The following is a 23,854-nucleotide window of genomic DNA, read 5'->3' as shown; positions in this document are numbered from 1 at the left end:
TGTGAATAGTTACCGCCTCGGCGTCAGCCTGCTGGCAGCGCTCACTCTGCTTACTGTGAGCGCCTGCTCCGGCGATCCTGAAACTGAAAACGTCCCAGCGCCGTCGACTAGCTCTCCAGCACTTGACCCGGACTCAGTGCGCACTCAGCTTGACCACGCAGTGGAGAAGACCGCAAGGAAGTACCACGCCAAGGTTGGGGTCGCTATTTCGGCCGGTGATGACACCATTGCTGTGGGCGATAAGGGCAAGGGCCCTGTCTGGTCCACCATTAAGGTGCCAATCGCCATCGCGGCGCTGAAAGACGGCGCGGATAAAAGCCTGGTTGACTTGGCAATCAAGGAATCCGATAACGATGCCGCCTACTCCTTGTGGTCCCAGGTGCAATGGCAGGAAGGCTCCGCCGATAAGGCAGTCGAGGAATTGCTCGAAGACTATGGATCGCACGCGGATATCCATGACACCGCCTTCGGCTACTCCACGTGGTCATTGAAAGACCAAGCAGTCTTCGGTGCTGAATTGCCCTGCATTGAGGAGGCGGACTACGTCCACAAGGTGCTCAAAGACATTGTGTCCTGGCAGAAGATTGGCCTGTCGAAAGAAAACCGAACCCGCGCCAAGAGCGGCTGGGGCTTGGACGAGGACGACAATGAGTACACCTACCGCCAATTTGGCGTTCATGAGGTTGCTGGCAAGCGCGTCGGCGTCGCGTTATCTGTGGTTACCGATGGCGAGGACTATGCCAAAGCCGAGCCAGCGGTAAAGTATCTCGCCCATGAGTTAGTGGACATCGTTGATAAAGGGGTAGAGAAGGGCAACATTGAACCAGCTGCTCAATGCAAGGACAGCTAAGCGAGTTGCGATTTGGTGGAAAGGGTAGAAGCTGCTATCCTCAAAGCCACTACCGCCCATGACGCCTTGTCGAGGTTCGTGGGTCACAAGCGGAGTCTCTCCCACCCGATGCCGCGAACACCGTTCGTAGGATAAAGGTAAAGGTAACCAAGCACTCGTGCTTGGCACTGTGAGAACTCCCGGCTGTCTTTGGCAGACCGGGTTTGATTCGTTTGTGGTCCCGGTAGGTGAACTACTTACTCATACACCCCCTAATCGAGGAGAACCACAATCAGCGCTGAAGCTCGCATCAATGAGCGTATCCGAGTACCCGAGGTCCGTTTGGTAGGCCCCGGTGGTGAACAGGTGGGCATCGTCCGTACCGATGATGCTCGCAAGCTTGCATACGAGGCTGACCTTGACTTGGTTGAGGTAGCCCCGAAGGCAAAGCCCCCAGTGGCCAAGATCATGGACTACGGCAAGTTCAAGTACGAGCAGGCTCAGAAGGCTCGCGAAGCCCGTAAGAACCAGCAGCAGACCGTGGTTAAGGAACAGAAGTTCCGCCCGAAGATCGATGATCACGATTATGAGACCAAGAAGGGTAACGTAGTTCGCTTCCTCGAGAAGGGATCCAAGGTCAAGGTGACCATCATGTTCCGTGGTCGTGAGCAATCGCGTCCGGAGCTGGGTTTCCGCCTCTTGGAGCGTTTGGCCGATGACGTCGCTGAAGTTGGCGTTGTTGAGTCCCGCCCCAAGCAGGATGGTCGCAATATGACCATGGTCTTGGGTCCGGTTCGCAAGGGCAAGAAGTAGACCAGATTCCACGTAGGATTTAAGGACTTAATACTCATGAAGCAGAAGACCCACAAGGGCACCGCAAAGCGTATCAAGGTGACCGGTTCCGGCAAGCTGCGCCGTGAGCAGGCTGGCCGCCGCCACCTGCTGGAGGGCAAGCCGTCCAAGCGTACCCGTCGTCTGAAGGGCACCGAGGCAGTCGCACAGCCTGACACCAAGCGCGTCAAGCGCCTGCTCGGCCGCGCATAATAGCGCCGAATCAACCCACATCCGCCATCACAATTCGAATTAAGGAAGTATCACTGTGGCACGAGTAAAGCGCTCAGTTAACGCAAAGAAGAAGCGTCGCGCGATTTTGAAGTCCGCTAAGGGCTACCGCGGCCAGCGTTCCCGCCTGTACCGTAAGGCGAAGGAGCAGTGGCTGCACTCCATGACTTATGCTTACCGCGATCGTCGCGCCCGTAAGTCTGAGTTCCGTAAGCTGTGGATCCAGCGCATCAACGCTGCTGCCCGCATGAACGACATCACCTACAACCGCCTCATCCACGGCCTGCGCCTGGCTGAGATCGAGGTTGACCGCAAGATCCTGGCTGAGCTTGCTGTCAATGACTTCGAGGCATTCTCCGCACTGTGCGAGGCTGCTAAGGCCGCTCTGCCTGAGGACGTCAACGCTCCTAAGGCTGCCTAGTCACTAGGAATACAACGCCCGTTTCTCCGGCTTATGTGCCGGGCGAAGCGGGCTTTGTTCGTTTTACACTCTATCTGTCTAGTGAGCTCGGTCTCGCATGCTACATTGAGTCCAGACCACGAGTGACCCCGAGACCAAGGAGCAGATTCCCTGTGATAAACCCAAATGGTAGCTACCAACCAGAAAATGGCGAGTATTCTGGCCAGTCCTATGACAACAACCAGGGGCAGCAGTACAACCCCTATAACCAGCAGGCCGGTTACCAGCCGCAGTACAACCAGGGCTATGCACCACAACCGAATATGGGTTCCTATCCGGTGCAGCAGCAGTATGTGGCGCAGGGACAGCAAAAGTCTTGGATTGCGACTTTGCTTCTGTGCTTCTTCTTGGGCTCCTTCGGCGCGCATAACTTCTATACCGGCCGCACGACCTTCGGCGTAGCGCAGCTGGTGCTTAATATCCTGGGCTGGGCTACTTTCTGGTTCTTGCTCGGATTCGCGTTTTGGGCCATCCTCGGAATCTGGGTCTTCATTGAGTTCATCATGATCATTGCCGGCGCCGGAGATTACGATAAGGACGCCCGCGGCGTGCCACTAGCTAAGTAGCACTCAACATTGTGATCCTGTTGCCACACGGGCAACAGGATTTTTTGTTTTGCATACGCAGCTGGGTCTGAGTCTGGGGCTAGGCAACTAGTAGGTAGGGTAGGAGCCATGAATTTGGATTTTGACTCTGCCTTTACTGAACGCACCCCGCGCATTGTTAACGCAGCCAAGCTGCACCGTGCGGCTAACCGGAAAAAGGCGAAGCAATTCCTGATTGAGGGAGAAAACGCCGTAGATGCCGCGGTGTCTACTGGCGCTGCTGTCGATGTTTTCGTCACTGAAAAGGCCGCAGAACGCTTCGGTGACATTATTACCGCCTGTGGATACATGGGAGTGTACGTACATCCCATCACCGATAAAGCGGCTAAGCATCTTTCCGATACCGCAACCACCACCGGCCTTTTCGCGCTGTGCAAGCCGGTGCTGTGGTCCGCGGGCAAAATCCTTAACGGCAAGCCAAGTTTGGTCTCCGTTCCCGTGCTTACTTCGGAGCCGGGAAATGCAGGTACATTGATTAGAACTTCCGACGCCATGGGCGCAGACGGAGTAATTTTTGCGGGCGAGACTGTCGACCCGCTCAGCTGCAAGGTTGCGCGCGCTTCGGCTGGCTCGCTGTTTCATGTCCCGGTAGCGCGAGACCCCAATATTAAGGATGTCTTGGGGCAGCTGCGTAAGTCGGGAATGCAGATCGTGGCGACGGCTGCCGATGGCGAGGTAGACCTCGCAGAGGCAGATTTGTCTCAGCCAACGGCGTGGCTCTTTGGCAACGAGGCGCATGGGCTCGGCGAATTGCTGGAAGAGGCTGACATGCGGGTGCGTATTCCGCTGCGCGGCCGCGCGGAGTCACTCAACCTGGCAACAGCCGCCAGCATTTGTCTTTATGAGTCCGCAAAGGCCCAAGAGCGAAGCTAAGTAGAACCCCGAATGAAAAGGGGGTCCCTGGGGCGGTCGGGCTAGCCGGGACAGAGTAAGATTGCACGCGTTAGTTTTCGCGCGAGAAGAAGGTACGAAGTACGTGTCCGATACACCGCAGATCGAATTGACCGAAGAGGCTCTTGGGGCCGCGGCCGATAAGGCTATCGCAGCCTTCGACGCAGCCGAAACGCTCGATGAGCTGGCTGCAGCCCGCCGCGAGCACCTAGGAGATGGCGGCTATATTCCGCAGGCTCGCCAGTCATTGGGGCAGCTGCCCAAGGATCAGCGCAAGAGTGCTGGCAAGGCTGTCAACATGGCCCGCGGCAAGATGGAAAAGCGCTTTGCCCAGGTTAAGGATGTCTTGGAGCAAAAGGCTCGCGAGGAGCAGTTGCGAGCAGAGACCGTTGACGTCACCATTCCCACCACTCGCACCCAGACTGGTGCTCTTCACCCAATTACCGCATTGTCTGAGCGCATTGCGGATATTTTCGTCGGCATGGGCTGGGAAATCGCGGATGGCCCCGAGGTCGAGGCAGAGTACTTTAACTTCGACGCTTTGAACTTTAAGCCGGACCACCCAGCACGTACCCTGCAGGATACGTTCCACGTCTCCGGCGAGGGCTCTAAGCAGGTGCTACGCACGCACACCTCCCCAGTACAGGTGCGCACGATGCTGGAGCGCGATGTGCCGCTGTATATCGCTTGCCCCGGCCGCGTATTCCGCACCGATGAGCTGGATGCCACCCACACCCCGGTTTTCCACCAGGTAGAAGGTTTGGCCGTGGATAAGGGCCTGACCATGGCTCACCTGCGCGGCACCCTGGAGCACTTGGCCAAGGTCCTGTTCGGTCCGGAGACCACGACGCGCATGCGCGTGAATTACTTCCCGTTCACCGAGCCCTCTGCCGAGGTTGATGTGTGGTTCCCCAATAAGAAGGGCGGCGCCGGTTGGATCGAGTGGGGCGGCTGCGGCATGGTGAACCCCAATGTGCTGCGCGCCGTAGGCGTTGACCCAGAGGAATACACGGGCTTTGCCTTCGGCATGGGCCTCGAGCGCACGCTGCAGTTCCGCAATGGCTTGACCGATATGCGCGACATGGTCGAAGGCGATGTCCGCTTCACCGTGCCGTTTGGCGTACAGGCCTAAAACCCAGAAAGGATAGACACACTAATGCTTATTTCCCAAGACTGGGTCACCCGCATCCTGGGCGCTAAGAACCCTGGTTGGAACGTTTCCGCTGCCGATATGGACTCCGGATTCGTGCGCGTCGGTTTTGAAACCGAGGGCTACGCTGCCGTTCCGGAGAGCACCGGTCCGCTGGTCATCGGCCAGGTGGTAGAGATCGAGGAACTTACGCAGTTCAAAAAGCCCATCCGCTACTGCCAGGTAAATGTAGGCCAGGCTAATGGCACGGGCGAGCTGCAGGGCATCATTTGCGGTGCTCGTAATTTCCGTTTGAATGACTATGTCGTTGTGGCGCTTCCGGGCTCGGAGCTTCCTGGCGACTTCAAGATTGCGGCGCGCGAGACTTACGACCACATCTCTAATGGCATGCTGTGCTCCGGCGCTGAGCTCGGTTTGGGCGCACAGGCTAACGGAATCATCGTCTTGGGCGATGACGTCGCCGATAAGGTAGGCGAGGATGCTCGCCCGGTTATTGGGCTGCATGATACCGACTTTGACGTCAACATCACCCCGGATCGCGGCTACGCCCTGTCCGCGCGTGGTTTGAGCCGTGAGATTGCCTCCGCTTTCGATCTAGAATTTGCCGATATTGCCGAAGACCCGTCCGTTGCTGGCATTGATACCTCTTCTGTTCCAGCGGCGCAGGGCTCGCTTATCGACGTCACTCTCAACCCCGAGACCAAGGCGCAGCGTTTCGGCCTCCGCAAGGTCAGCGGCATCGACCCGCAGGCACGCACCCCGTTCTGGCTGGAGCGCGAGCTCATGCTCTGCGGCCAGCGCAGCGTGAACCTGCCCACGGACATTACTAACTATGTGATGTTGCTTTTGGGCGCCCCGATGCATGCCTTTGACGCCAACGTTATCCAGGGAAATCTCGTTGTCCGCAATGCGGACGAAGGCGAGAAGTTTGAGACCTTGGATCACGTAAAGCGTGAGCTTTCTGCAGAAGATGTGGTCATCTGCGATGACAACGGCATCCAGTCGCTGGCCGGCGTCATGGGCGGTACCACCTCCGAAATCTCGGCGGAGACCACTGATGTGGTCTTCGAATCCGCTATCTGGGATCCGATTACCGTGGCGCGCACCTCCCGCCGCCATAAGTTGTCGTCCGACTCCTCGCGTCGCTTCGAGCGCGGCGTGGACCCTGCGATTGTCGAGGTCGCTCTGGACACCGCCTGTGCGCTCTTGCAGCAGCTGGCGGGCGGCACCATTGAGGAAGGACGGACGCTTATCGGGGACGTCGTCAAGCGCGAGCCCATTGCCCTGCGCACCGCAAAGGCTAGCGAGTATGCCGGCGTCGACTACTCCCGTGAAACCGTTATTTCCCGCCTCGAGGAAGTCGGCTGCACTGTCGCCGATGAGGGTGACATGCTGCAAGTAACGCCTGCAACGTGGCGCACCGATATCTCCATGGACGTTGACCTCATTGAGGAGGTCCTACGTCTGGAGGGCTTGGAGGACATTCCCACCGTCCTGCCTACTCCGGCCGGCGGTCGCGGTCTCACCCCAGCGCAGAAGCGTCGCCGCGCTATTGGTCACGGCCTGGCCTATGCCGGTTATGCAGAGGTATTGCCGGCCCCGTTCGTGGCGAACGACACCTTTGATGTGTGGGGCTTGGACAAAGATGATGCTCGCCGCCGCACCGTAGAGGTGCAGAATCCGCTTGAGGCAGATAAGGCCGTCTTGTCCACGACTCTGCTTCCGAACATGCTGGAGGCCATCGGCCGCAATGTTGCGCGTGGCCGCAGCGACCTCGCCCTGTATGGTCTGCAGCAAGTGGCATTCAAGCGCACCGAGGCATCGCCCATGCCTTCTGTAGAGCAGCGACCTTCTGAGCAGGTTGTTTCCGAACTTCTGGATACCCTTCCGGAGCAGCCGCTGCACGTTGCAACGGTGGCCACCGGCAATATCGAGCATGAAGGACCGTGGGGCGAGGGTCGCGCATATAGCTACGCCGACGCCATCGAATCCGCCCGCCAGGTCGCCCGCGCCGCCGGTGTGGATATCGAGCTGGAGGCAGCGCACGTTCTTCCCTGGCACCCAGGCCGCTGCGCTGCCGTGAAGGTGGCTGGCACTGATGTGGTTCTGGGCCATGCCGGTGAGCTTCACCCGCAGGTTCTGGAAGCGCTGAACCTGCCGGCGCGTACTTGCGCTATGGAGCTGGACGTTACCGCTATGCCGTTGGAAGAGAAGTTCCCTGCGCCGGTACTGTCCTCCTTCCCAGCATTGCACCAGGACATCGCGCTCGTAGTGGATGAAGACGTCCCAGCCGAGCGCGTGCGCGCCACCGTGGAAGAGGGGGCGGGCGAACTCATCGAGTCCGTCGAGCTCTTCGACATTTTCCGTGGCGAGCAATTGGGGGAGGGCAAGAAGTCCTTGGCCTTCCAGCTGCTGTTCCGCGCAGCGGATCGCACGTTGACCGATGAGGAGGTCAACGAGCACCGCACGGCCGCAGCGGAGCTGGCTAAGCAGCGCTTGGGCGCAGAGATGCGCGCATAGCTAGGCCCTAGGAAGGGGCGGTGAGATTTACCTCACCGCCCCTTTTTTCATGCATTTTTTCATTTCTGGTGCTGCATTAACCAGGGAATATCCCCAATTTACATGAATAGCATACGGTCGAGTGTATTTATTGCTATAGTCGCCCCTATGACGATTTCAGTAGCAATAGCAGGGGCCACCGGATACGTGGATGCGGAATTTCTTGCGGAAGTTACTCATAAGGGTGACTATCTGCGGCAAGAGGTTGAAAAATTGCCGCTTGTAGAACGCGTACGCGGCCGCGGCCTGATGCTCGGCATTGTTTTAGCAGAACCGGTGGCTAAGCAGGCCGTGCGCGACGGGCTTGCACAGGGGCTCATCCTCAACGCACCCAGTGAGAATGTACTCCGCCTCACCCCACCCATGGTCATTTCCCACGATGAACTAGACACAGCACTGACAACACTTCGAACGATAATGGAGGAACTGGCATGAGCCTGCGACACTTTCTAGCTGATGACGATCTCAGCCCACAAGAACAAGCAACCGTTTTGGATCTAGCTGAAAAGCTCAAGAAGGATCCCTTTGCAGAGTGCCCACTGGAGGGGCCTAAGACCGTGGCGGTGCTCTTTGATAAAACGTCTACGCGGACTCGCTTTTCCTTTGAAACCGCATTAGCGAATATGGGCGGCAAGGCCATTACCGTCGATACTTCTACCACTCAGATGGGCAAAGGGGAGTCCTACCAGGACACGGCCGCGGTGCTTTCGCGGTACGTGGAGGCAATCGTGTGGCGCACCTTTGACCATGACAACCTTCTCCAGATGGCGGAGACTACTACCGTTCCTCTGGTCAATGCGCTTTCCGACGACCTGCATCCCTGCCAGATTTTGGCTGACCTGCTGACCTGTCGTGAGAATTTGGGTGACCTCACAGGTAAAAAGGCCGTCTACCTGGGCGATGGCGATAATAATATGGCTAACTCCTACATGATTGGTTTCGCCACGGCCGGCATGGACGTCTCTATTATCGCGCCCGAAGGATTCCAGCCGCGCCAGGAATTCGTCGACCGTGCGCGCAAGCGGGGCAACATCACCATCACTGATGACGTGGATGAAGTTGCAGGCGCAGACGTAGTCATCACCGATACTTGGATCTCTATGGGGCAGGAGAATGATGGCCGCGATAGGCGTACGCCGTTCCTGCCGTACCAGGTTGATTCGACCATAATGAGCAAAGCGCATAAGGATGCAATATTCTTACATTGTTTGCCGGCGTACCGTGGAAATGAGGTCACGGCTGAGGTAATTGATGGGCCACAGTCGCGCGTCTTTGATGAAGCGGAGAACCGCCTGCATGCGCAGAAAGCGCTTCTTGTCTGGTTGCTCGAAATAAATAAGGAGACCAACTAAGTAATGAACACCCCGACCACCCGCAACGCTCGGCAGGCCAAGATCTTGGAGATTTTGGATCGCAATCGCGTCACCAGCCAGGTGCAACTATCCGAGCTTCTTCTCGCAGACGGCATCGACATCACGCAAGCCACTTTGTCCCGTGACTTGGATGAGCTGGGGGCGAAGAAGGTAAAGCGCGATGGTGGCCGTTCCTACTACGTGGTCGGCGGTGAGCTGGAGCAATTTGAAGACCAAGTGGGCGGCCCCCGTGAAAAGCTGCGCCGCATGCTCGATGAGCTGGTGGTATCCCATGATTCTTCCGGCAATATAGCTATGCTGCGCACCCCAGCCGGTGCGGCCCAGTACCTTGCCAGCTTTATTGACAGGGTGGGGCTGCACGATGTCATTGGTTGCATCGCCGGAGATGACACCATCTTCGTCTTGGCGCGCGAGGGCGTCACGGGCGCAGATCTGGCAGTGACGCTTACCACGCGGAATATTTAGACGGCGGTGGTGGCAATCCTGACCACCATCGTATATTATGTGCTTAGATGAATTGTTTCCAATAGAACAAGGAGATTAACCATGTCCGCACGCGTAGTCTTGGCTTACTCTGGTGGCCTTGATACTTCCGTTGCCATCCCATACCTAGCAAAAATGACCGGTGGTGACGTTGTCGCCGTTTCCCTGGACTTGGGCCAGGGCGGCGAAGATATGGAATCGGTTCGCCAGCGTGCACTTGACTGCGGTGCCGTAGAGTCCATCGTTATCGATGCCAAGGATGAGTTTGCAGAGGAATACTGCGTTCCCACCATCAAGGCAAACGGCATGTACATGAAGCAGTACCCGCTGGTATCGGCTATTTCCCGCCCCCTCATTACCAAGCACTTGGTAAAGGCCGCGCAGGAGTTCGGCGGCACCCACGTCTCCCACGGCTGCACCGGCAAGGGTAATGACCAGGTACGCTTCGAGGTTTCCTTCCGCGCCCAGGATCCTTCCCTCGAAATCATCGCCCCTGCACGCGATTATGCGTGGACCCGCGATAAGGCCATCGCCTTCGCGGAAGAGATCAACCTGCCGATCGAGCAGTCTGCTTCCTCGCCATTTTCCATCGATCAGAACCTGTGGGGCCGCGCGGTAGAGACCGGATTCCTCGAGGATCTGTGGAACCCGCCAACGAAGGACCTCTACGCCTATACCGAGGACCCAGGCCTGGGTAATGCTCCGGATGAAATTATCATCTCCTTTGAGAAGGGCATCCCGGTGGCAGTTGATGGCCAGAAGATGTCCCCGCTGCAGATTATTGAAGAGGTCAATCGCCGCGCTGGTGCGCAGGGCATTGGCCGTCTGGATATGGTGGAGGACCGCTTGGTGGGCATTAAGTCCCGTGAGGTCTATGAGGCTCCAGGCGCCATGGTCCTCATCCAGGCCCACGAGGCGCTGGAGGATGTCACCGTGGAGCGCGAGTTGGCCCGCTACAAGCGCTTGACCGATGCCCGCTGGTCCGAGGAGGTCTATGACGGCCTCTGGCACTCGCCGCTGAAGCGTTCCCTGGATGCCTTCGTTGAGGAGTCCCAGGAAAACGTCACCGGCGATATCCGCCTGAGCATGCATGCCGGCACCGCCACGGTCACCGGACGCCGTTCCGGTCAGTCGCTGTATTCCTTCGACCTGGCTACTTATGACACTGGCGATACCTTCGACCAGACCGCGGCTAAGGGCTTTGTGCAGCTACACGGCCTGTCCACCCAGATCTCCAACCAGCGTGACCGCGACGGCGGTTTCCCCACCAGCGCGCAGAAGTAGGAGCACATGGAACCGCATAAGACTAATGAGGGTGCCCTATGGGGCGGCCGCTTCTCCGGCGGACCGTCTGAGGCTATGTTTGCCCTCTCTGTATCCACTCACTTTGACTGGGTGCTGGCACCATATGACGTCCTAGCCTCCAAGGCGCATGCCAAGGTGCTGCACAAAGCGGGCTTGCTTTCCGACGTCGACTTGGACACCATGCTCTCCGGCCTCACCGAGCTAGGGGAGAAGGTGGCCTCCGGTGAGTTCCGCCCAGCACCAACGGACGAGGACGTCCACGGTGCAATGGAGCGCGGGCTCATCGAGATTGTCGGCCCAGAGGTAGGCGGTCGCCTGCGCGCCGGCCGTTCCCGTAATGACCAGGTCGCGACGCTGTTTCGCATGTGGGTACGCGATGCTATTCGCGATACCGCGGCTCAGGTGAGCGACTTGGTGGATGCCTTGGCTGATCAGGCGGCAGCACATCCGGACGCCATCATGCCGGGCAAAACTCACTCGCAGGCGGCGCAGCCAGTTCTTTTGGCGCACGAGCTTTTGGGCCATGCGCAGCCGCTACTGCGCGATATTGAGCGTCTGCAGGACCTGGATAAGCGCTTGGCAGTATCGCCCTACGGCTCCGGCGCTCTTGCCGGCTCCTCCTTGCAGCTAGATCCGGAAGCCATTGCGGAGGAACTCGGCTTTGATGCCGCCGCGGAGAACTCCTTGGATGGCACAGCGGCTCGTGACTTCGCCTCCGAGACGGCTTTCGTCTTGGCGCAGATTGCCGTCGACATGTCCCGACTTTCGGAAGAAATTATCTACTGGTGCACGCCGGAATACGGCTACGTCACCCTGGATGATGCATGGTCGACCGGCTCGTCCATCATGCCGCAAAAGAAGAATCCGGACGTTCCGGAGCTTACCCGCGGCAAGACCGGCCGCCTTATCGGTAACCTCACTGGCCTGTTGTCTACCCTGAAGGCACAGCCGCTGGCCTATAACCGTGACCTGCAGGAGGACAAGGAGCCCATCGTTGATTCGGTGGCGCAGCTTAACCTGCTGCTTCCGGCAATGACCGGGCTGGTGTCCACGCTGACTTTCCACGAGGACCGCATGCGTGAACTTGCCCCGCGCGGGTTCACGCTGGCTACCGACTTGGCCGAATGGATGGTTCGCCAAGGCGTTCCTTTCCGCGAGGCACACGAAGCGTCCGGCGCCTGCGTGCGCATCGCTGAAGAGCGGGGCGTCGACCTGGTGGAGCTCACCGAAGAGGAATTGGCGGGCGTCGACAAGCGGCTTAAGCCTAGCGTGCGTGAAGTGCTCACTATCGACGGGGCCGTTGCTTCCCGTGCCACCAAGGGCGGCACCGCTGGTGTCCGCGTGGCTGAGCAGCGCGAGACTGTCCGCGAGCGTGCCGCTGCAGCTCGCACGTGGGCGCAGAAGCCGCTGCGCTAGTTCTCGGCGCTCTTTAAAACCGCATGGTCGCTGGCCATGCGGTTCTTTTATATCTCGCTGCGGGGGTGGGAGAATGACCCCCATTCCCAACCTGTCAACTGCGTTGTTGAACACAATGGGGGTAGTGGTGACATGGGTAACAGTGTGGTGCGTTAGTATTCTTGCAGGGAATGTGACCTAACAGACTCATTCATCGTAATGAAAGGACGATCTCTCCCATGACAGTAAATTCTCCGCCCACCTCAGCTGGGCCACACGAGAATGAAAAGGCGGTCTACGCCTCGGAAGACCATGGCCTGCAAAAGGGAATGGGCAATCGCCAGTTGCAGATGATTGCCATCGGTTCCGCAATCGGTACCGGCCTTCTCCTGGGCACCGGCGGCCGCCTGCAGGACGCGGGCCCTTTCCTCGCCGTGCTGTACCTCGTTTGTGGCTTCTTCGGCTACATCATCCTGCGTTCACTTGGCGAGCTCATCGTCTATCGCCCCAGCTCCGGCTCCTTCGTGTCTTATGCGCGCGAGTTTTATGGCGAGAAGACAGCTTTCGTCACCGGCTGGCTGTACTGGGGAAACTGGGCTATGACCCTAGTGGCGGATGGCACGGCCGTAGCCATTTACATCAAGTGGTTTAGTCAATACACCGCGTGGCTCGATTCCGTCCCGCAGTGGCTACTTGCGCTCGTGGTGATCTGCGGCATTCTCGTGTTCAATATGCTCTCGGTGAAGATCTTCGGCGAGCTGGAGTACTGGTTCTCCTTGATTAAGATCGTCGCGCTGATCATCTTCATGTTGGTAGCCATCGGCGTCCTCATCTTTGGCCACCCGAGTGGCGACCCGACCGGCTTTAGTCTCATTTCTGACACCGGCGGCTGGTTACCTAATGGCTTGATGCCAGCCGTGATCGTCGTCCAGGGCGTCGTCTTCGCCTATGCCGGCATTGAGCTCGTTGGTACCACCTCCGGCGAGACCAAGAATGTAGAAAAGCACATTCCGCGTGCAGTCAACAACGTGCTGCTGCGCATCCTGATTTTCTACTTCGGCTCCGTGCTGCTGCTCACGCTCGTGCTGCCGTACACCACTTACGTTGCTGATGTGTCGCCATTTGTGACCTTCTTTGAGTCCCTCGGTGTAGGTGCGGCGGCCCCGATTTTCCAGCTTGTCGTTATTACCGCTGCGATTTCCTCGCTCAACGCCGGCCTGTATTCCACCGGCCGCATTATGTACAACATGTCCACCTCCGGCTCCGGCCCGAAGTTTGGCGCTCGTATGTCCAAGTCTGGCGTGCCCTACGGCGGCATCGTCATGGCGGCCATGGTGGGCTTGGTAGGCGTCTTCCTCAACTATGTGGTGCCGGAGATGGCGTTTGAAATCGTGCTCAACCTGGCAGCCTTGGGCACATTGGCATCTTGGGCGGCAGTTGCGCTCTCGCACCTCAAGTTTGTGCGCCTGGCCAAGAGTGGAAGCTACACCCGACCGGGATACCGCTCGCCGTTTGGCGAAGGCGGAGACTGGGCAGTGCTCATCTTCATTGGCCTGGTCATTATCCTGATGGCCTTCGATTATCCAATTGGCACTTTTGCACTTGCATCGACCCTGCTCCTCGTTCCGGTCTTTATGGCAATGTGGTACGCATGGCGCGACCGCATTCGCACTATCGCGGAAGAGAGGAAGGCGAAGCACCTGCCAACCTCCAGCTTCCCGGCCGCACCGCAAACAGACCTTCACCCAAAGAAATAGAAAGGAACCTTTATGAACCACGCAGTTAAGTTCGTAGATGTAGAAAATATGGCGCGCTGGATCCAGCGCGAAGGCGTAGAAAACATCATTACCGGAATGGTGGACTACCTCGAGGCCGACTACCGCGAATGGGAGCGCTTCGACAAGATTCCGCGCGTTGCCTCCCACACCCCGTTCGGCGTTATCGAGCTCATGCCTACCTCCAATGGCAAGGAGTACTCCTTCAAGTACGTCAACGGCCACCCGTCCAACCCGGCTCGCGGTTTCCAGACCGTTACTGCCTTTGGCGTGCTTGCCGACGTCGACAATGGTTACCCCACCTTCGAAGCCGAGATGACGCTGCTTACCGCACTGCGTACCGCCGCGACCTCCGCCATGGTGGCAAAGCACTTGGCACGCAAGGATTCCAAGCGCATGGCCATGGTTGGTGCGGGCTCCCAGTCCGAGTTCCAGGCGCTTGGCTTCCGCGGCGTTATGGGAATTGAGGACATTACCATCTATGACATCGACCCTGAGGCGGTAGAAAAGTTCAAGCGCAACTTGGAGCCACTGGGCTTTAATATCACTGCTTGTTCCAGCGTCGACGAGGCGGTATTGGGAGCAGACATCATCACCACCTGTACCGCAGACAAGGCTCAGAACCAGATTCTGGCTGAGCGCCACGTCGCCCCAGGCGTACACCTCAATGCCGTTGGTGGCGACTGCCCGGGCAAGACCGAGCTGGAGAGCTCCATCCTGGACAAGTCCAAGGTCTTCGTAGAGTTCCCAGAGCAGACCCGCATCGAAGGTGAAATCCAGCAGAAGCCGGAAGACTTCCCGGTTGTCGAGTTCTACCAGGTGCTCACCGGTCAGGCCACCGGCCGCGATGACGACGAGCAGATCACGCTCTTCGACGATGTCGGATTCGCTATCAACGACTTCTCCGCCCTGCGTTACCTGCGCGATTCCGTCAAGGGCACCGACTTGGAGTCTGAGATCGACATCATTGCCAACCCGGACGATCCTAAGGATCTGTTCTCCTTGGTTGCTAACGTTCCGTCCTTGCTTTAAAGCAAAGGTGGGGTAGAGGGATTTTACTTCTCCCTCTACCCGCTGGGATTAGATGTAAGAGTCTTGACCCAAAGTTGCTCGAGGTACTTGTCCGTCCGCAGGACAAGGGCCTGTTGATATATCCGGAAGATAAGCAAGTCCTTGTCAATGAGCGTTCCTAGCATTGCCTATCCCATTGAAGATGACGTTCCAGTAATTCTGGTAGGCCACGCGATGAAATGGCCCTCCTGAATCTGGATTCTATGTAAAGTCTGGATACTCTGTGCTAAACAGGTGACTCCCCAGCACCTTTTTATGAATCCAACGCGAAGTTCAAGGTGGACCTACCGGAAAACCCGAATCACCTTGTCATCGACATCATTGTCTAGCTAGTGCTTAGGTATTCCGTGGAACGCTGCGGGCTGGCTTGTTATGCCGCCTGCGACGTTTAGCATATTAATACCACGCTGTTTTGCATCCGCGGCGAAGGTCGAGATGAAGTTGGCCGATCGCTTGCCGGAAGCACAGTATACCCACGCTTTGCGCTGCCCTTCGGCCTGCAGGGAATCGAGCAGGCAGCGCGCCACCTCTGGATCGTCCTGCCACACGGAGGTTGGTAAATGGTAATGCTCTGTGCCGGCAGCAAAAAAGAAATCATCTATGGCAGCCTCCCCGGCCTCGCGCACGTCGATGGCCGCGGCACCGTCGCGCAGATCTTCGAACATCTCGGGGGCAGTGGCAGCGGCAGCGGCAGCATCGGCATCCGGCACGGCACAAGCTGCGCTACCGTAGTCTTGCTGCAGCTGTATGGTTAGCTCGCGTGCCGGGTCGTGGGGCACGCGGAAGTGAGTGATGGAGGCGGTCAGGGCATCGTAGATGCTCAACAAGCCCACCCGGTCGTGGTTCATGCCGGTTGCGAACTGGATTAGCTCGGTGGACATCAAGCCCGCGACCACGCTGGTGGTTACGCCCAGCACACCGGCGGTGGCGCAATCCGGCACGGAATCTGGGTCGGGTTGCAGGGGATAGAGGTCGCGCATGCCCACGCCGGACTCGGCGCCGGGCCCAGACCACCACACTGCGCAGTCGCCCCGGTAGCGAAGCACCGAGCCCCACACCAGCGGGGTGCCTGTGATCTCCGCAGCATCCGCTGCTAGGAACTTGGTGGCAAACGTGTCAGAACCATCCACTAGGATGTCCACCCCACGAAGGTAGCCCACGGCATTGTCGACGGTAAAACGGTCGCGAATCGCATGTATTACGATGCCGGTCTGCAGCTGCCGGAGCTTTTCGGCGGCGACGTCCACCTTGGGCCTTCCCACATCGTGGGTGCCGAACAGGATCTGGCGGTGGATGTTAGTGTGATCCACCGTGTCGTCATCGATCACAGAGATTTCGCCAACACCGGCGGCAGCTAGCTGCTGCATCAGGGGGCAGCCCAATCCGCCAGCGCCGATGACGAACACGTGGGTGCCGTGCAGCGCCTCTTGCTGGGGGATGCCGAAGCCAGGCAATAGGGTTTGGCGGGCTACTCTGTACAACTCTTCACGGGGCAGTGGGCTCATTACAGGACTTTGTCTTCCCAGCTAGCCAACCCCTCGAATGATGACGAGGGCACGGCGTGCTGCCGTTTCGGAATGCGGCCAGCTTGCCGGGCCAACCGGCCACCTTCCACGGCGTATTTCATTGCAGTGGCCATCGCCATGGGGTCCTGGCAGCGGTTAATAGCACTCGCTAAAAGCACGCCATCGCAGCCCAGCTCCATGGCCAGTGCAGCATCGGAGGCCGTGCCCACACCGGCATCCAGCAGCACGGGAACATGGGTGCGCGAACAGATCAGCTCGATGTTGTGCGGGTTCAGGATGCCTAGGCCCGTGCCGATGGGCGAGCCTAAAGGCATCACCGCTTCCACGCCCACGTCTTCTAGACGCTTGGCGACGATCGGATCGTCGCTGGTATATGCCAGCACCACAAATCCTTCAGCAACCAGCATCTCGCAGGCATCCACGAGCTCTACCACGTCGGGCAGAAGCGTATGGTCATCCGCGATAACTTCCACCTTCACCCAATTGGTGCCCAGCGCCTCGCGGGCTAGCTTGGCGGTTGTTACTGCGTCCCGAGCGGTGCGGCACCCAGCAGTGTTGGGCAGCACGTCAATGCCCAATCGCTGCAAGAGCTCGAAGATGGATTCCCCACCGGTGCTAGCGCTCGTGGCACTGTGCCTACGCATGGCAACGGTGGTCAGCTGTGTACCGCTGGCAACTAAGGATTGTTCCAACATAGCCTGGCTACTTGCCCCGCCGGTTCCCATCACTAGGTGCGAATCGAATTGTTTATCTGCGATAGAAAGCATGAGTAAAGCCCTACCCGCCCTGCACGGCGATCAGGATATCCATTTCATCGCCGTCGGTAACTTCATAAGACCAGTCGCTGGCTGGGATCACGTCGCCATTGACGGCCACGGCGACGCCTTTCGGCGAGGCATCGCCGGTCTCTGCTTTTACGACGGCAGCCACGGTGATATGCCCCTCGCTGCTGCGGCGCTTTCCATTAAGCGTGTATTCCATGGTGCTTATTCCTTTCTTTTGTGGCTATCGGGGTGGGCTGTATCGGGCGTGGCGTAGTGGATCGCAGGCAGAGATGTCTATCTCCAACCCGTTGGCGGGGTAGGTGCCCAACCCCAACTGGGCACCTACCTTAGCCCCAAAGGCGGACAACAGGATTCCGTGGCGGAAGTAGCCGGTGGAGATCACCAGCCCGTCGCGCACCTTGCCAAGGTAGGGCAGATCATCTGGTGTGCCGGGCCGGGCGCCGACGATGGCTTCGATGAACTCGCAATCCTCTAGCCCAGGAACCACGCGGATGGCGTCTCGAAGAAGCGTGTGCACACCGTCTACAGAAGGACCTTTGCGGTTGTCTTCGCGGCTGGTTGCACCGACGGCGATGGTGCCATCGGTGCGGGGGATGACATAAACCGGCCGGTCCTCCACGAATGCGCGCACCACTCGGGTAAGCGGTTCGCCACTGGTGTGCACCAGCGCGTCTGGGACCCGCAGCCGCAGCATGTCACCGTACACCGGCCGTAGCGCTAGGGGATTGACACCCTCGAACCAGCCGTCTACGTCCTTGGCACCTAGCCCGTTGCAGAGATAGACCGTGTCGCCGGTGGCCACTCGGCCATCGGTGAGCTGTACATCGTGCCCGTTGATGCGCGTTGCGGCCGTCGCCACGAAGCGAACTCCGGCTTGCTGCAGGTAGTCCAACAGGCACGCGCTGAACATGCGCGGGTTGATCTGATGGTCGCCCGGGATTTCCACTGCCGCCGCCAACTGGGGGCTTAGCCCCTGCTCTAGCCTTCGGGCTTGCCGTAGTGTCAGCGCCTGGGCATCCATACCGTGTCTTTGCTGCAGCGCCAGCAACTCGCGGATGTGCACGCCATCGGCGCGGTCGGCACCCACCACCAGGGTGGATTCACTGCGGTGCCCGGTCGGTGCGGTAGTTTTCTTACCTAACCTGGCCAGCAGGTTGGGGAACATCTCGCCCGAAGCCACCATCAGCGGGTACAGCGGCTCTTGCCGGTATTGCACCTCCGCAACCGGCGCCAGCATGCCACCGGCCACGAACGTGGCACCGCTAATGGGCTGGGGATCGACCACGACGATTCCTTGTGGGGATACGCCCGCTTCCACCAATTCGAATGCCGTGGCCAGCCCGATGATTCCCGCGCCAATGATGGCGTGCTCCGCGCGTAGCTTCTGACTATCGGGGTGGTTGCCCGGGCTGAGAACAGTGTTATTCATGTGAACCGATTGCTGCATTCCCGTTCACCCGATCGAAAGCTTGCACAACCGTGGTCGCCAAGGTAGTCGGATCATCGGAGTCCATGAAGGCACGCACAATCGCCACACCAGACACACCGGTTTGGGCCAGTGCTGCGGCATCGATGGCCTGTACATCGCCGATTGCCACGACCGGAACGGCCGAGGCCGCCACGAGTGGGGGATAGCCTTCCAACCCCAGCGGAGTGCGGCCGGAGATTTTCGTCGGGGTGGGGCGGAACGGACCGGCACCGATGTAGTCGATCACATCTGCGTACTCGTTAGCGTCCTGCACTAGCTCTAGGGTTCCGGTGGTCAGCCCGATGATCGCATCCTCGCCAAGAATCTGCCGCGCCAGGTGCGGGGTCAAGTCGTCTTGGCCGATGTGTACGCCGTGGATGTGGTGATCATCCATTAGGGCGGCCGCTACATCCACTCGGTCATCGATAAGCACCTTCGTTGCCGGATTGGCTTCCTCGACTGCCGCGGCAACGTCGATAGCTAGGGCGGTCAGATCGCGCACGCTGATGGGCTTGCTGCGAACTTGAATCACGCCCGCACCACCGGCGGCCGCTGCTGCGGCAACCTGGACGACCTTTTCCTGCGGTGCTCCCGTAACGTGGTAGCACCGCAGATCCAGGTGGCTACCCTGCGCAGCAGGGCGAGGCTTAGCGCTCACTGGGAATCGTTGCTTCCTTCTCCAGATCCTCGGCCACTTCCTTGGCCTCATTGCGGTCTAGATACAGCTTGGATCCCGCAAGGCGGAACTCCTCGGCCATTTCTTCTTCGCCTTCGGTATTAGTGACGCGTTCTTCGTCTACACTCTGGCGACCGAAGCCTGGCAAGCCGAGGTCCTTGACTAGCGTTTGCTTCTGGTCGGTGGCCAGAGCCTCATCGATCTTGTCACCGAATGCGTCGCGGATGTCCTGGCTGATCCGCATGGAGCAGAACTTAGGTCCACACATCGAGCAGAAGTGAGCGGTCTTTGCCGGCTCCGCAGGCAGAGTTTCGTCGTGGTAGGATTGGGCAGTATCCGGGTCTAGGGACAGGGCAAATTGATCGTGCCAGCGGAACTCGAAGCGCGCCTTGCTCATCGCATCGTCCCACTCGTGGGCGCCAGGGTGGCCCTTGGCGACGTCGGCGGCGTGGGCGGAGACCTTGTAGGTAATTACACCGGTCTTCACGTCGTCCTTGTTCGGCAGGCCAAGGTGCTCCTTCGGGGTGACGTAGCACAGCATTGCGGTACCTCCCATGGCGATATTGGCCGCACCGATGGCGGAGGTAATGTGGTCGTAGCCAGGCGCAATATCGGTGACCAGCGGTCCCAGGGTATAAAACGGTGCGCCGCCGCACCATTCCTGCTCTTTTTCATTGTTAACCTGCACCATGTTAAGCGGCACGTGGCCTGGGCCTTCGACCATGACCTGAACGTCGTACTCCCAGGCGCGGTGGGTTAGCTCGCCGATGGTCTTCAGCTCAGCGAACTGGGCTGCGTCGTTGGCATCGGCGATGGAGCCTGGGCGCAGGCCGTCGCCCAGAGAGAACGCAACGTCGTACTTGGCGAAGATCTCGCACAGCTCGTCGAAGTTCTCGTACAGGAAGGACTCCTTGTGATGAGCCAAGCACCAGCCGGCCATGATGGAACCGCCGCGGGAAACGATGCCGGTTACGCGCTTGGTGGTCAGCGGCACGAAGGGCAGGCGTACGCCGGCGTGGATCGTCATGTAGTCCACACCTTGTTCGCATTGTTCGATCACGGTATCGCGGTAGATTTCCCAGGTCAGGTTCTCGGCCACGCCGTCGACTTTCTCGAGTGCCTGGTAAATCGGCACGGTACCGATCGGTACCGGGGAGTTGCGCATGATCCACTCGCGAGTGGTGTGAATGTCGTTACCGGTGGATAGGTCCATTACGGTGTCTGCACCCCAGCGGGTGGCCCAGCGCAGCTTGTCTACCTCTTCGCGGATGGACGAGGTCACCGCGGAGTTACCGATATTGGCGTTGATCTTCGTATTGAAGGCATTGCCGATGATCATCGGCTCAGATTCCGGGTGGTTGATGTTGTTCGGGATGATCGCCTTGCCGGAGGCAACCTGCTCGCGCACTTTTTCTACGTCGCAGTGTTCGCGCAGTGCGACGTATTCCATCTCCGGGGTGATAATACCCTGGCGGGCGTAGTGCATCTGGGTTACGCGCTTGCCCTCCTTGGCCCGCAGCGTCTGGCGGCTAGCGCCTTTCCATTCGTCACTGGCCTCGCCACGTTTGAGGGCGCGGTTACCGTCATCCAACAGGTTGCGGCGCCTGCCCTCGTAGGCTTCTACATCACCGCGGGCTTCGATCCACTCACTGCGCAAAGCCTCCAGGCCCTCGGTCGGTTCGGCCCAGGGGCCGCGAGTGCGGTAGAGCTTCTGCGGTGGATTCGGGCCCGTTGGGGAATCGTCCAGCTGAACTTCGGTTTCCGGCACCTGTAGGGTGAAGGTCTTGCCGAAGGAATCCACCTGCTTTTCGATGGGGGCGAAGCTGTGCTTCGGGTGGATTTCCGCACCATAGTCGTCATTCGGGATGGTAGTGCGGGTGTGCTGTGTAGACGGATCCGTCATAAAAGTCTCTCCTCATTCTTCCTTCGCTGGTTCTAACCAGGCAGGTTCTAGCGGTACTCGCGCGGGGATTACAGCGCGATCTCAGCTCGATACCTCGAGCGCCCGTGTTCGGTTGCACTTCCTACTGTAACGCACAGCACCCGCGTGTTAAGTCCTAGGGCGGACGGTTGATTGGACAGCCTCAATGAGCAAAGTAGAAAAGCGGTAAACAACTACAGAGAGTCACTCGGTGGGATGGCTGGGGCACGGGTTAGACTTAGCAGCATGATTGATCAGAAGCTCCTAGAGATCCTCGCGTGCCCGATCGACAAGCAACCGCTGGAGGATCACGGCGACTATTTGGTTAACCCCAGGCTGAACAAGGCCTATCCGGTGCAGGACGGCATTCCGGTCCTGCTGGTGGACGAGGCTAAGGACTGGCCCATTGGGTCCAAGTAACTAAAGCCACACGCTCTGGAAAAGCAGACACTTAGATAATTAGGAAACAGGGGAGCACCTACGTATGACTAACAACACGAACATTGTTGACGAACTGGAATGGCGCGGGCTCATTAACCAGTCCACGGATTTGGAGGCTTTGAAAGAGGCCACAGAGAACCCGATCAGCTTGTACTGCGGTTTCGATCCGACGGGCAGCTCGCTGCACGCTGGGCACCTAGTACCACTGATTATGCTGAAACGCTTTCAGCAATTCGGCCACCGTCCAATCGCGCTGGCCGGCGGTGCGACGGGAATGATTGGTGACCCACGTGATGTCGGGGAGCGTTCTATGCTCACGGAAGAGCAGATCGCAGAGAATATGCAGATGATCAAGACCCAACTTGAATCTTTCGTGGACTTCACCGATGAGAGTGACGTTGCAAGCCCAGCGGTGATGGTGAACAACGCGGACTGGATTAGCCAGATCAACGTCATCGAGTACCTGCGCGATATCGGTAAGAATTTCTCGCTGAATACCATGCTGGACCGCGATACGGTTAAGCGCCGCTTGGAGTCCGATGGCATTTCCTACACTGAGTTTTCCTACATGCTGCTGCAGGCTAACGACTTTGTGCACCTGCACAATGAGTACGACTGTGTCCTGCAGATTGGCGGTGGCGACCAGTGGGGCAACATCGTTTCCGGTGTGGATCTGAACCGGCGCGTGAATGGTGCGAAAGTCCACGGCCTGACGGTACCGCTGGTGACGGATGCCGAGGGTAATAAGTTCGGCAAATCCACCGGCGGCGGCAAGCTATGGTTGGATCCGCAGCTGACCAGCCCATACTCCTGGTACCAGTACTTTATTAATGCTGGAGACGCGGTGGTTATCGATTACCTGCGTTGGTTTACATTCTTGACTCAGGAGGAGATCGCGGATCTGGAGCGCAAGGTAGAGGAGGAACCCTACAAGCGTGAGGCGCAGCGAGTGTTGGCGCGAGAAATGACCACACTGGTCCACGGCGCACAAGCCACCGAAGCAGTGGAGCTGGCCTCTCAAGCTTTGTTCGGTAAGGCGGGGTTACAGGATTTGGACGAGGCCACCCTGTCTTCTGCATTGCAGGAGACCGAGGTAGCGGAAGTCAGCTCGGATGCCACGATCCTGGATCTATTGGTAGGTGCGGGATTGGAGAAATCGAAGGGTGCCGCGCGCCGCACTGTGGGTGAAGGCGGTGCATACGTGAATAACCAGCGCATCGAGGACATCGAATGGTCTCCGTCTTCCCAAGACCTCCTGCATGGCTCGTGGCTGGTATTGCGCAAGGGCAAGAAGCGCTTCGCTGGGGCACGGGTTGCGAATCCTTCCTAATGCCGTCACGCTTCGTGTCAATAAGGTAGCTACATGATCCCTTGGTAACGGTTATTGGCCATTTACCAGGGGATTTGTGTGTTTCTAGGTGGGGGTGTAGCTTTATCGAAGTCGCCGCGAGGTAGCCGGGAGGTTACTTTTGAGCGAATTTTGTGCGGACTTGGTTCGATGATTTGACTTGGTTCATTTGGTTGAGTAAGTTTGTACGGGCCGCCATCGAGAGGTTAACGGTAGGTTAATTTTTTGTGGTGTGCGGATGATGTTTGAGAACTCAATAGTGTGCCAATGTACTTTTTATTTTTTGTGTGCATGGTTGTGTGTTGATTGGTTTGTCTGCCAGCAGGCTTAGTGGTTTGTTGGTTGGTGTGTGCCGGTTGGGTATGTGGAACACGTACCCTTTTTGAATGCTGTTTGGTGTTTCGGCTGCATTGAGATGGATTGGTTGGCATGTGATTGTGTTCAACTTTTTTGGTTTCCTTATTTTTGACCCCGTCGGGTTGAGGGAACTGTATTTTTTCTTTGTAGTAATTTTTTGGACGCCAGCACAGGCTTTTGTGGTTTGTGGTGGTTTGTTTGTTTGTTGGGTTTCGGGCTTTTCACGGCCTGTTTCGGATTTTTGTTCTGAAATTTTTTTGTGGAGAGTTTGATCCTGGCTCAGGACGAACGCTGGCGGCGTGCTTAACACATGCAAGTCGAACGGAAAGGCCCTGCTTGCAGGGTACTCGAGTGGCGAACGGGTGAGTAACACG

Annotated in this window: 23 protein-coding genes, 1 rRNA gene, 1 pseudogene and 1 riboswitch; of the genes and pseudogenes, 19 read left to right on the top strand and 6 right to left on the bottom strand. The window is 58.3% G+C overall.

The window, feature by feature from the left end:
* The first annotated feature begins 1 nt into the window (after position 1).
* The 16 genes and pseudogenes from MHX61_RS00125 to MHX61_RS00050 all read left to right on the top strand — a co-directional run bounded on the left by MHX61_RS00125 (position 2) and on the right by MHX61_RS00050 (position 15,150).
* A complete protein-coding gene (locus MHX61_RS00125; protein ID WP_239191342.1) occupies positions 2 to 850 on the top strand; it encodes a hypothetical protein in 849 nt (282 codons plus the stop codon).
* A gap of 270 nt (positions 851 to 1,120) precedes the next feature.
* Positions 1,121 to 1,642 carry a translation initiation factor IF-3 gene (infC, locus tag MHX61_RS00120; protein WP_080970442.1) on the top strand — a complete coding sequence of 174 codons (522 nt, stop codon included), beginning with the start codon at positions 1,121 to 1,123 and terminating at the stop codon, positions 1,640 to 1,642.
* Positions 1,643 to 1,678: 36 nt separating this feature from the next.
* Positions 1,679 to 1,873: a 50S ribosomal protein L35 gene (gene rpmI / locus MHX61_RS00115; RefSeq protein WP_005323265.1), complete on the top strand. Its 195-nt coding sequence runs from the start codon at positions 1,679 to 1,681 to the stop codon at positions 1,871 to 1,873.
* 55 nt (positions 1,874 to 1,928) lie between these two features.
* Positions 1,929 to 2,312, top strand: coding sequence for a 50S ribosomal protein L20 (gene rplT / locus MHX61_RS00110; protein WP_005323264.1), 384 nt, complete (start codon positions 1,929 to 1,931; stop codon positions 2,310 to 2,312).
* 152 nt (positions 2,313 to 2,464) lie between these two features.
* Positions 2,465 to 2,917, top strand: coding sequence for a TM2 domain-containing protein (locus MHX61_RS00105; RefSeq protein WP_239191340.1), 453 nt, complete (start codon positions 2,465 to 2,467; stop codon positions 2,915 to 2,917).
* Between the two features lie 108 nt (positions 2,918 to 3,025).
* Complete coding sequence (locus MHX61_RS00100) at positions 3,026 to 3,829, top strand: RNA methyltransferase (RefSeq protein ID WP_204609205.1); 804 nt, start codon at positions 3,026 to 3,028, stop codon at positions 3,827 to 3,829.
* Positions 3,830 to 3,932: 103 nt separating this feature from the next.
* Positions 3,933 to 4,979 carry a phenylalanine--tRNA ligase subunit alpha gene (gene pheS / locus MHX61_RS00095; RefSeq protein WP_239191338.1) on the top strand — a complete coding sequence of 349 codons (1,047 nt, stop codon included), beginning with the start codon at positions 3,933 to 3,935 and terminating at the stop codon, positions 4,977 to 4,979.
* A gap of 24 nt (positions 4,980 to 5,003) precedes the next feature.
* Positions 5,004 to 7,517 carry a phenylalanine--tRNA ligase subunit beta gene (pheT, locus tag MHX61_RS00090; protein ID WP_239191327.1) on the top strand — a complete coding sequence of 838 codons (2,514 nt, stop codon included), beginning with the start codon at positions 5,004 to 5,006 and terminating at the stop codon, positions 7,515 to 7,517.
* 147 nt (positions 7,518 to 7,664) lie between these two features.
* A complete protein-coding gene (locus tag MHX61_RS00085; RefSeq protein WP_239191325.1) occupies positions 7,665 to 7,991 on the top strand; it encodes an aminotransferase class III-fold pyridoxal phosphate-dependent enzyme in 327 nt (108 codons plus the stop codon).
* Complete coding sequence (argF, locus tag MHX61_RS00080) at positions 7,988 to 8,908, top strand: ornithine carbamoyltransferase (RefSeq protein ID WP_239191321.1); 921 nt, start codon at positions 7,988 to 7,990, stop codon at positions 8,906 to 8,908. The genes MHX61_RS00085 and argF overlap by 4 nt, the downstream gene beginning before the upstream one ends.
* A gap of 3 nt (positions 8,909 to 8,911) precedes the next feature.
* Positions 8,912 to 9,394 (top strand): arginine repressor, encoded by a 483-nt coding sequence (locus MHX61_RS00075; RefSeq protein ID WP_005323257.1) that lies wholly within the window; start codon positions 8,912 to 8,914, stop codon positions 9,392 to 9,394.
* Positions 9,395 to 9,475: 81 nt separating this feature from the next.
* Complete coding sequence (locus MHX61_RS00070; protein WP_150850449.1) at positions 9,476 to 10,696, top strand: argininosuccinate synthase; 1,221 nt, start codon at positions 9,476 to 9,478, stop codon at positions 10,694 to 10,696.
* 6 nt (positions 10,697 to 10,702) lie between these two features.
* A complete protein-coding gene (gene argH, locus MHX61_RS00065) occupies positions 10,703 to 12,133 on the top strand; it encodes an argininosuccinate lyase (protein WP_239191316.1) in 1,431 nt (476 codons plus the stop codon).
* Positions 12,134 to 12,351: 218 nt separating this feature from the next.
* Complete coding sequence (locus tag MHX61_RS00060) at positions 12,352 to 13,869, top strand: amino acid permease (RefSeq protein WP_239191315.1); 1,518 nt, start codon at positions 12,352 to 12,354, stop codon at positions 13,867 to 13,869.
* Positions 13,870 to 13,881: 12 nt separating this feature from the next.
* Complete coding sequence (locus tag MHX61_RS00055) at positions 13,882 to 14,919, top strand: ornithine cyclodeaminase (RefSeq protein WP_005323253.1); 1,038 nt, start codon at positions 13,882 to 13,884, stop codon at positions 14,917 to 14,919.
* Positions 14,920 to 14,966: 47 nt separating this feature from the next.
* A pseudogene (locus tag MHX61_RS00050) lies at positions 14,967 to 15,150 on the top strand (Trm112 family protein).
* A 137-nt stretch (positions 15,151 to 15,287) separates the two neighbouring features.
* Here the strand turns inward: MHX61_RS00050 and MHX61_RS00045 are convergent.
* Genes MHX61_RS00045 through thiC form a run of 6 tightly spaced genes read right to left on the bottom strand, consistent with a single transcriptional unit; the run spans position 15,288 to position 21,316 of the window.
* Positions 15,288 to 16,463, bottom strand: a complete 1,176-nt coding sequence (locus tag MHX61_RS00045) for a ThiF family adenylyltransferase (RefSeq protein WP_239191313.1) — start codon at positions 16,461 to 16,463, stop codon at positions 15,288 to 15,290.
* Positions 16,463 to 17,251, bottom strand: a complete 789-nt coding sequence (locus tag MHX61_RS00040) for a thiazole synthase (protein ID WP_239191312.1) — start codon at positions 17,249 to 17,251, stop codon at positions 16,463 to 16,465. The genes MHX61_RS00045 and MHX61_RS00040 overlap by 1 nt, the downstream gene beginning before the upstream one ends.
* A 10-nt stretch (positions 17,252 to 17,261) precedes the next feature.
* The gene (gene thiS, locus MHX61_RS00035; RefSeq protein WP_200287553.1) at positions 17,262 to 17,465 is read right to left on the bottom strand and encodes a sulfur carrier protein ThiS; all 204 of its coding nucleotides are present in this window, start codon (positions 17,463 to 17,465) and stop codon (positions 17,262 to 17,264) included.
* Between the two features lie 24 nt (positions 17,466 to 17,489).
* Positions 17,490 to 18,698 (bottom strand): glycine oxidase ThiO, encoded by a 1,209-nt coding sequence (gene thiO / locus MHX61_RS00030; protein ID WP_239191311.1) that lies wholly within the window; start codon positions 18,696 to 18,698, stop codon positions 17,490 to 17,492.
* The gene (locus tag MHX61_RS00025) at positions 18,691 to 19,356 is read right to left on the bottom strand and encodes a thiamine phosphate synthase (RefSeq protein ID WP_239191635.1); all 666 of its coding nucleotides are present in this window, start codon (positions 19,354 to 19,356) and stop codon (positions 18,691 to 18,693) included. The genes thiO and MHX61_RS00025 overlap by 8 nt, the downstream gene beginning before the upstream one ends.
* A gap of 28 nt (positions 19,357 to 19,384) precedes the next feature.
* Entirely contained in the window at positions 19,385 to 21,316 is a 1,932-nt protein-coding gene (gene thiC / locus MHX61_RS00020) for a phosphomethylpyrimidine synthase ThiC (RefSeq protein WP_239191310.1), read from the bottom strand.
* 1 nt (position 21,317) lies between these two features.
* Positions 21,318 to 21,432: riboswitch (TPP riboswitch) on the bottom strand.
* A 148-nt stretch (positions 21,433 to 21,580) separates the two neighbouring features.
* On the opposite strand from thiC, the gene MHX61_RS00015 reads away from it, so the two are divergent.
* From MHX61_RS00015 to MHX61_RS00005, 3 genes are all read left to right on the top strand, one after another.
* A complete protein-coding gene (locus MHX61_RS00015; protein WP_034656461.1) occupies positions 21,581 to 21,754 on the top strand; it encodes a Trm112 family protein in 174 nt (57 codons plus the stop codon).
* A 64-nt stretch (positions 21,755 to 21,818) separates the two neighbouring features.
* Positions 21,819 to 23,105 (top strand): tyrosine--tRNA ligase, encoded by a 1,287-nt coding sequence (tyrS, locus tag MHX61_RS00010; RefSeq protein WP_239191308.1) that lies wholly within the window; start codon positions 21,819 to 21,821, stop codon positions 23,103 to 23,105.
* Positions 23,106 to 23,736: 631 nt separating this feature from the next.
* Positions 23,737 to 23,854, top strand: a 16S ribosomal RNA gene (locus tag MHX61_RS00005); the annotation flags it as partial.

This window comes from Corynebacterium sp. ACRPF (genome assembly GCF_022347395.1).
Taxonomy (GTDB): Bacteria; Actinomycetota; Actinomycetes; order Mycobacteriales; family Mycobacteriaceae; genus Corynebacterium; species Corynebacterium tuberculostearicum_D.
This window is presented reverse-complemented; position numbering and strand designations above follow the sequence as displayed.

Bases quoted from the DNA above. Each gene is read 5' to 3' on its own strand.
- tyrS (WP_239191308.1), top strand. From the start codon at position 21,819: ATGACTAACAACACGAACATTGTTGACGAACTGGAATGGCGCGGGCTC.
- MHX61_RS00085 (WP_239191325.1), top strand. From the start codon at position 7,665: ATGACGATTTCAGTAGCAATAGCAGGGGCCACCGGATACGTGGATGCG.
- MHX61_RS00100 (WP_204609205.1), top strand. From the start codon at position 3,026: ATGAATTTGGATTTTGACTCTGCCTTTACTGAACGCACCCCGCGCATT.
- thiC (WP_239191310.1), bottom strand. From the start codon at position 21,316: ATGACGGATCCGTCTACACAGCACACCCGCACTACCATCCCGAATGAC.
- pheT (WP_239191327.1), top strand. From the start codon at position 5,004: ATGCTTATTTCCCAAGACTGGGTCACCCGCATCCTGGGCGCTAAGAAC.
- argF (WP_239191321.1), top strand. From the start codon at position 7,988: ATGAGCCTGCGACACTTTCTAGCTGATGACGATCTCAGCCCACAAGAA.
- MHX61_RS00075 (WP_005323257.1), top strand. From the start codon at position 8,912: ATGAACACCCCGACCACCCGCAACGCTCGGCAGGCCAAGATCTTGGAG.
- MHX61_RS00045 (WP_239191313.1), bottom strand. From the start codon at position 16,463: ATGAGCCCACTGCCCCGTGAAGAGTTGTACAGAGTAGCCCGCCAAACC.
- MHX61_RS00070 (WP_150850449.1), top strand. From the start codon at position 9,476: ATGTCCGCACGCGTAGTCTTGGCTTACTCTGGTGGCCTTGATACTTCC.
- MHX61_RS00040 (WP_239191312.1), bottom strand. From the start codon at position 17,251: ATGCTTTCTATCGCAGATAAACAATTCGATTCGCACCTAGTGATGGGA.
- thiS (WP_200287553.1), bottom strand. From the start codon at position 17,465: ATGGAATACACGCTTAATGGAAAGCGCCGCAGCAGCGAGGGGCATATC.
- MHX61_RS00055 (WP_005323253.1), top strand. From the start codon at position 13,882: ATGAACCACGCAGTTAAGTTCGTAGATGTAGAAAATATGGCGCGCTGG.
- MHX61_RS00060 (WP_239191315.1), top strand. From the start codon at position 12,352: ATGACAGTAAATTCTCCGCCCACCTCAGCTGGGCCACACGAGAATGAA.
- thiO (WP_239191311.1), bottom strand. From the start codon at position 18,698: ATGAATAACACTGTTCTCAGCCCGGGCAACCACCCCGATAGTCAGAAG.
- argH (WP_239191316.1), top strand. From the start codon at position 10,703: ATGGAACCGCATAAGACTAATGAGGGTGCCCTATGGGGCGGCCGCTTC.
- rpmI (WP_005323265.1), top strand. From the start codon at position 1,679: ATGAAGCAGAAGACCCACAAGGGCACCGCAAAGCGTATCAAGGTGACC.
- MHX61_RS00015 (WP_034656461.1), top strand. From the start codon at position 21,581: ATGATTGATCAGAAGCTCCTAGAGATCCTCGCGTGCCCGATCGACAAG.